The organism is Novosphingobium sp. 9U, from assembly GCF_902506425.1.
In the GTDB taxonomy this organism is placed as follows: domain Bacteria; phylum Pseudomonadota; class Alphaproteobacteria; order Sphingomonadales; family Sphingomonadaceae; genus Novosphingobium.
The window spans coordinates 1-1,267 of the sequence record NZ_LR732507.1 but is presented as its reverse complement, the minus strand read 5'-3'; the positions used below and the strand labels follow the sequence as shown (position 1 = coordinate 1,267).

Below are 1,267 nucleotides of genomic sequence, written 5' to 3'. Positions count from 1 at the left end.
TGTCAGCTTCGATCTCCGCAGGATCCTGGTAGGTCTGGTCGGTCATGGCTTATGCTCCAGAAGTGAGGTCGCCGCGGACGGCATCAGGTGTACGCTCAAGCGTCCTGCGGCTCCGCTCTGGCGAGAGGTGCGCAGCGTTCATCTTCTTGCGCGCGCCGGCGTAAAGGATGGCTGCAATGACGAGAGTCACGATCCCGACGATCAGCGTGGCAAGACCAAGATTCTCGATCGCGTCGCCGAGCAGATAGGCGAGCCCCATCAGCACCACGCCAAGACCGGCAATGCCCACCACGGCCGCGCCGAGCATCCCAGCTACCGCGACCTTTAGATCGCTGGTGGTCTCGCGAACTTCGGCGAGGATGAGTTGAAGTTGCTGTTCGGCCAGGTGCGAGCCTTGGCTGGTGAGCTGCCGCACCAAGTCGACGATGTTGTCCTGGGGTTGTCCGGACCCTGCTCCGGAGCGTGACCCACTGCCTGGGAAAGGTGTTGGCTCGTTGTTCATAGCGAGGTCCCCACGTTTGTCGGGGATACCGAGGTCGCGGCGCCGCCACCGTCGGTAAAGCTCATCATCGGCTTGGCCGCGCCAGTGCCCTCAGGAGAGTACGTCGCGTAAGATTGCGGCACAGGTGACGCCTGTTGGTTTGAGGTTGAGGGCGTCTGGCCTGCTTGTGTGCCACCAGCCTTGAACACGCGCGATGCGGCGAAGCCGAGAAGCGCACAACCGGCAAGGAAGCTCCCGGGTCGCTGCCGTGCGAACTGCTGGACGTCACCCATCAGCTCTCGCGAGTCCTTGCCCTCGACGGTCTGTGCCAATTGCTCGATAGATTTGGCGCCTTTTTCGAGCGCCGACTTGACCCAGCTCGGTGCGTCTCCGCCAAGACCATCGGCAGCACTGCCTAGGGCCGAGGACACGGCGCGTGCCTGATCTGCTACCTGGCCCTTGCGGCTGTCGGCCTCCGACTGGAGCCGGTCCGCGGCTGCACCAGTCACTCGGTCAGTGTCCTCGCGCAACTCATTCCTCAGGCCACCGCCTGTATGCTCATCCTGCATTTGCATGGTCCATCCTTTTCGGAAATTGTGAAAAGAGAAGCCGATGCTATCCAGATAGTTCCTCGCCGGTAGACAGGCTGGGTTACGGGTTGAGCTGGCCCCCGTTTCGTCCGGGCACCCCTCAGGCATAGAATGGAGGCTTGGGGCTATCCCCTGAGCACATGCTTATGTCTGGATATGAGGTTATCGCTGATGGCGGGCGTCGCCGCTTCTGGTC

At 62.1% G+C, this 1,267-nt stretch carries 2 protein-coding genes; both read right to left on the bottom strand.

All coding sequences use genetic code 11. The features are described from left to right. Positions 1 to 49: 49 nt before the first annotated feature. A complete protein-coding gene (locus GV044_RS19145; protein ID WP_159873918.1) occupies positions 50 to 502 on the bottom strand; it encodes a phage holin family protein in 453 nt (150 codons plus the stop codon). Further along, positions 499 to 1,056 (bottom strand): hypothetical protein, encoded by a 558-nt coding sequence (locus GV044_RS19140; protein ID WP_159873916.1) that lies wholly within the window; start codon positions 1,054 to 1,056, stop codon positions 499 to 501. The genes GV044_RS19145 and GV044_RS19140 overlap by 4 nt, the downstream gene beginning before the upstream one ends. Positions 1,057 to 1,267 lie beyond the last annotated feature (211 nt).

What these genes read in the sequence shown, in the direction of transcription:
- GV044_RS19145 (WP_159873918.1), bottom strand. Translation starts at nt 502, where the DNA reads ATGAACAACGAGCCAACACCTTTCCCAGGCAGTGGGTCACGCTCCGGA.
- GV044_RS19140 (WP_159873916.1), bottom strand. Translation starts at nt 1,056, where the DNA reads ATGCAAATGCAGGATGAGCATACAGGCGGTGGCCTGAGGAATGAGTTG.